The organism is Neobacillus drentensis, assembly GCF_036966985.1.
Lineage (GTDB): Bacteria > Bacillota > Bacilli > Bacillales > Cytobacillaceae > Neobacillus > Neobacillus drentensis_E.
On the sequence record NZ_JBALSN010000296.1, the window covers coordinates 1 to 5,866 of the forward strand.

Below are 5,866 nucleotides of genomic sequence, written 5' to 3' on the forward strand. Positions count from 1 at the left end.
GCATGGCAAAGGCTAAGAAGTCTTGAACCGCTTTTTTGTCGGCACCCTTAGGAGCAACCCATCCGATTAAGTAAAGTTCCGCTTGGTCCTTGCCGCCTTTTCCACCCTCCACTTCCGGGAAAGGAAAAGCTTTATATTTAAAATCCTTGGAAGAATATTCAGCCGTTTCACTTGACAGCCAGCTTCCCACTAAAATCATCGCAGACTTGCCGCTTGCCCAAGCAGTTTGTGCTGCAGGGTATTGACTTCCTTTATATCCTTCTGCAAAAAATTTGTTATCTGCAAGCTCTTGTACCTTTTTCGCTGCTTCCAAATATTCTGGTTGAGACCATGTTTCACCTGTCTTATCCCCAGCAGCCTTTACTAGAGCACCAGGGCCCATCAAGCGTTCTACTAACCAGTAATAATAATAAGCATTGTAAAAATCGATATTACCATCCTGAGCAAGTGGAGCTAAACCCTCACTTTGGAACTTCTTATTGATCTCCACAAACTGGTCCCAAGTGGCCGGGGGTTCAACTCCATATTTCTTGAAAAGGGTTTCATTGTAGTGAAAACCCGAGCTGATGATTTCATATGGGATAAAATAAGTATTACCTTCCTTTTGATAGAATGGAAGAATGTCATCTATAAATACATCTTGAAATGCTGTTCCTTCCTTTGGAATCTTCTTAGAGAGTAAGTCATTTAAAGGTTCTACTAACTTGTTATTAATTAATGCCCCTTCAATTTCAGCCCCAGATTGCTCTGTGAGGTCCGGTGCATCCCCGCTTAAAGCCGCATTTCTTACTTTAGACATAACTTCACGGCCCATCCATTGTACATCCACTTTGACATTTTGATTTGCATCCTCATATTCATCAATGATTTTTTGGATGACAACCTGTTGCGGTTCCCCTTTGTTCCACATTGACCAATACTTAATCGTGGTTTTCTCTGAAGAAGAACTGCTACTACTGCATGCAGCAAGTAATAAGACAGCGACCAACAGGATCGAAATAACACTGCTTATCTTTTTTTCCACTTTATTTCCCCCTTTTCTCCAAAAAGTTAATTAATACAAATTATTCCAACAATTTAAATATATCCTAAACAGGTTGATGGGTCAATGGTATATGTGTTTTTTGAATTACTCCCAAAAAAGAGAAAAGAAACCATCATATTAATGATTTCTCTTCTCTAAGGAAATAAGAGAAATTTATTCTAATTGATCTACATATGCAGGATTCTTTACAAAAACTTCTACCTCTGCAACAGACAGCATAAGAGGTCCACTATGCGACTCCTCAAAGTGAATCGATAGTTTTGTAAACTTAGTTCCAGTCGGTATAGCAACTTCAGTAAGATCGAAAATGACCGATTTATCGTCAAATTGAACATTTTTTGTACCTAAATCATATTCCTTTCCTGCTTCAGTATAGGCTTTGGCACTTAGTTTTTTAATTTTGCCGTTCGTATATTGCGGGCGATTATAAACGATAAATTTAGTTAATTCTTGTGGTTTAGTAAAGTTAAAATCAACGTGTAACGGTAGTGAAATTCCATCTTTTTCAGTGATCAGCCATTTCAGCTCCGCCAATGAACCTTCACTTATCACACCGTCAATCAAATTGGCAAAAGCTGCTGCACCGCCCTGCATCTTTTCCCCTTCACCCGTAACTGTCATATCTTTATTCGATAATTGTAATTCCTTAGGCTCTTGTGGTTGTTCAACCTCTCCCGGTTCCTGGCCAGGATTTAAAACCTCTCCTATTTTACCAATGGTGTCAAAGGATGTATTAATCAGTAAGGATCTGGTAATCGGGATATCGAATTGAAGATCTTTCTTAGCCTTTAACTTAATCGTGGCTAAAGTCTTCGTACCTTCTAATGTATTTTGAGTTCCCTTGTTAGAAAATGCAGCCATAATTCGTTGATCAGAATTTCCAATACCCGCAAGTGCGGAGTAATTTAATATATTAGCTGTTTCATTGGCAGGCGAAACAATATTTTCATCACATGTCCCTTCAGGTTTACACTCTTTTACTAATTCATATTTGTTCGGGTCCAGCTTTAGTTCTAAGTTGAATGCATTGATATCCTTTAATCCCGCCCCGATTATTTCTACTGAAAATTCCTCACCTGCTTTTAACTGCTGCTTGTCAGGCCTGATATCCAATTGTCCGGCAACCGGTCTGCCCGTAGACTGAAGCGGCCGTTCACCTAATTGTGATGCTACATACATTAAATCGTAGGCATCAATCACACCATTAAAATTGATATCAACCCTTGATACCTGTCCCCAAGCTGTATCCGTTTGATCAACACCCATATAACTTGCAAAGAAGAGTAGATCTTCTTCATCAATTTTTCCATTTGGTATATTTTCACCTACAACCGTTCCTTCTGTTTTATCCTTTTTGTATGGTCTGAATTCCTGGGCACTGCCAAAGCCGCCTACAGAGCCTGTAATGGTCAACTTAATATACCTTGCAGTAGTATTTTCCTTAAAATCAATGACTTTTGTTTCCTTATTTCTCTCAAATATTCCATCAGTGATGATATTTTTATAAGTTTTACCATCTAGACTTACATCTAAATTGTATTTTAATATGGTCCCATTCCCTGCATCTGGTCTTGGAACATACTCGAGCTTATCTAATTCATAAGCTAACTTCATATCGATCTCAAAGGTATGTGGCAGTTTATTGCCCGCATCTCCCCATGCAGTATGCCACAATGTTTCATCTTTTCCATCAACAGCTAAAAATGCTTCTTGTCCCGGCTGTTCACTATCTGCTTTTGCCGTCATATCCTTAGGGACATTTCTGTATCGGTCAAGCTTCGTTCTTATCTTGATCTCATCACTCCAGCCGGATGAACCTTTGGTATTCGTTGCTCTTATTCGATAAGAATATTCTTTATCAGCTGTTAAACCTGTATGAAGATAGAACGGTGCCTGCTCACTATCACTTGACTTAAACACATTTGTATGAACAATTCCATCAATCAGTAAATCATAGGTTATATTCGAGCCATCAACCTTATTCCAATTTAATTTAATATCTCGATCTGTAATGTTAGCCTCATCAGCATTGAGCCCTGAAGGAATAGTTGGTACTGCTTCATCCACTACCTCTCTCTTTTGCGTATTATCAAAGCCATTTACTGTAAAAGTGATATCATTTTCCGTGATGTCTGTTTTTCCAACCTTAATATATAACTTTGGTGATGTAATGATTTCAGTCTTTTCAAATGGTGAACCTTTTGTGGAATATTTGTTCAGGTTTGGATGCTCGTTATAGAAGTACACGTTTTCCGAGTTTTGATATTCCTCTTCACTCGTAACTTCTCGTAATTTAATATTTTTATTTTCAATCTTAACCTGATGTATATTCTTTGGCTTTACACGAGTATTAACAATTACTTCTGTACCCCGCTCTTTCACCATGCCTTTATAGCCCTTTCCTTTTGCGGCATGAACGGTTATATCAACTTTGTTTCCGATTACTTCAGAGGTGACCTTAGTTCTTGTATTTTTCCCTTCCTTATACTCAACCGTTTTCCCATCGTCTTCATATAGAGTAAACTCTGATTTTCCTGATGGATAGACATCAAATATTCTATTTTCCGAACCATTTAATTCATTAATAGAATTGTTTTCTGGTGCCATTGGAATAATTGCCCCAGCCTTAACAAATACAGGAGTCTTCCATTGTGGAGCGCTAAAATTATGAAGAACCGAACCTCCCTGATATTGCTCACCTGTAAAATAATCGATCCAAACTTGATCTTTATCGGGAAGATAAATATCGTTCCTTACTTCTACTGAATTAGAGTTTCCATCATATATTGGTGCCACTAATAGATTGGGCCCCCACATATATTGATATTGTGTTTCTGTCCCGTACGTATATGGATCATTTGGATATTCCAGCATCATCCCTCGAACCATTGGCATGGATTTTGCCGTTGATTCCTCTGCAATCGTATAGTTATAAGGCATCATTTGTGACTTTAATTTTAAATACATCCTGTTAATGGATGCAAACGGTTCACCGTAATTCCACGGATTTTTAGCCTTGCTATAATCAGTGCCTCCCGATGCCCAGCCGTCCATATCAATTTGGATGGGAGTGAATGCCTTCCATTGGAAATCGCGTGTCTGAACTTTTGCGTCTCCGCCAAAGATTCCATCCATATCTGAGCCGACGTTTGGGTTTCCTGATAAGCCTGCACCGATATAAGTAGGGATATGCATTCTTATATACTCCCAATTACCACCATATTGGTCACCTGACCATAATCCAGCATAACGCTGAGTACCAGCCCACCCATCTAGCGAAATAACAAATGGGCGTGCACCACCTGAATTTTCTTCTTTTTGAATTCCTTCCGCTGCTTGGCGTGTGGCATTTAAAGCCATGGAATATCCTTGCCCAACCCATGCAACATCCGTCTTTATTGCTCTTACACCTGCTTTAACTTCCCCGTCAAGGTCTCTTCGTAAAGGGCTGTCAGCGGGTAGATTAGGGTCTGGATAGAGATTGCTTTGTGTCCATAAGCCTACCTCTACTTTTTGATCATTTGCTTTATCAACAAATTGCTCCAAATTACCAAGTCCTCCATACCCGCATCCATAGCCGTCATTTGGTAAAAACCATCCTAAAGGCATATCATTATCTACATATTGATTTAAAGTATTTACCCCAGTAGTTTGGAGTGTTCGTTGATCTTTATGACCATTATGAGTTCCATTAAAACAGTCCGCATGCCCTAAATAGAAACCGTATTTTGGCATAAGTGCCGGTTTCCCAGTTAATTCTGTATATTCGTTAATGATTTTTGGCATTGAATCATCTACAAAATAATAAGCGTCAAATCTGTCTTCATTGTGAGTAAAGGTTGACGTTTTTGTAAAATCATAAACGCCTGGTTTAAAGGTATTTCGCATGACCCCGTAGCCTTCAGTGCTTAAATAGAAAGGGACTGGGCTTGATGCAGATCCTGCATCCCAACCTCCCCCGATTGCAATTTTTATGGAATTATTCTTATGGGCATAAAACCCATTCTGTTGACCTCCACCATAAAAATATTCGTTTTCTTTTGTATCAAGAGTTTGAACTGTACTTCCGTTTGAATGTTTTAGCGGTTCACTTTCACTCCAAAGAATCTTTGATCTTTTTTTATCATATAGACTCATCCTTGAAGTAGTTTTATCTATTCTCAATTCTAAAGAATCAGTAGATATTTTATAGACATTGTTTTCACTTTCATCGACCTTAATGTCAATTTCTCCATATTGCTTTATGTAATCGTTAACATTTTTGTCGATAATTTTTGTCTCATGCTCAGGTTTGTTGGGCGTTGGATATTCTTCAAAATTACCCTTTGGGTCCAAATGTAGTCGAAAAACATTATTTTTTAGGAAGGTAATTTTTATTTTTTCTCCTGTTTCTAGGTTTAGGTATACGTTATTCTGATCTTTTGAAATCTTAGCTACTTTTCCTATAGTCTTATAGGTTTCATTGGCATAAACTTTATTAATTGAGTACTCCTTTTCAGTTGTTTCAGCAGATGCTGTGGGAAGCATCGAAAACAACATTCCCACTGATAAGCACAAGCTCACCAGTTTTTTTAACCCAGCTTGACGTCGCCGCATATTCTACCTCCAATTGTAGTGATTTTCCGAAAATGAATTTCCGATTGTCTTTAACTCTTCGTATGGATAATTAGCTTATATCATTTCTAGTGGATCCAATTGGACGAAAAGAAAGACAGTCCCCTTAAAAACTCAAAAACTTGCAATTTGTCTGATTCATTAAAACTTTAATCCCCACCACCCCTACTATTAATTTTTATATATTTATATATCTAAATATATAAG

General features: G+C 38.0%; 2 protein-coding genes. Both read right to left on the reverse strand.

The window, feature by feature from the left end:
- Positions 1-1,024: ABC transporter substrate-binding protein (locus V7659_RS19330; protein WP_335541488.1), on the reverse strand; the 1,024-nt coding region annotated here is incomplete at its 3' end.
- 174 nt (positions 1,025-1,198) lie between these two features.
- Complete coding sequence (locus tag V7659_RS19335; protein ID WP_335541490.1) at positions 1,199-5,641, reverse strand: discoidin domain-containing protein; 4,443 nt, start codon at positions 5,639-5,641, stop codon at positions 1,199-1,201.
- Between the last annotated feature and the right edge of the window lie 225 nt (positions 5,642-5,866).

Bases quoted from the DNA above. Each gene is read 5' to 3' on its own strand.
- V7659_RS19335 (WP_335541490.1), bottom strand. From the start codon at position 5,641: ATGCGGCGACGTCAAGCTGGGTTAAAAAAACTGGTGAGCTTGTGCTTA.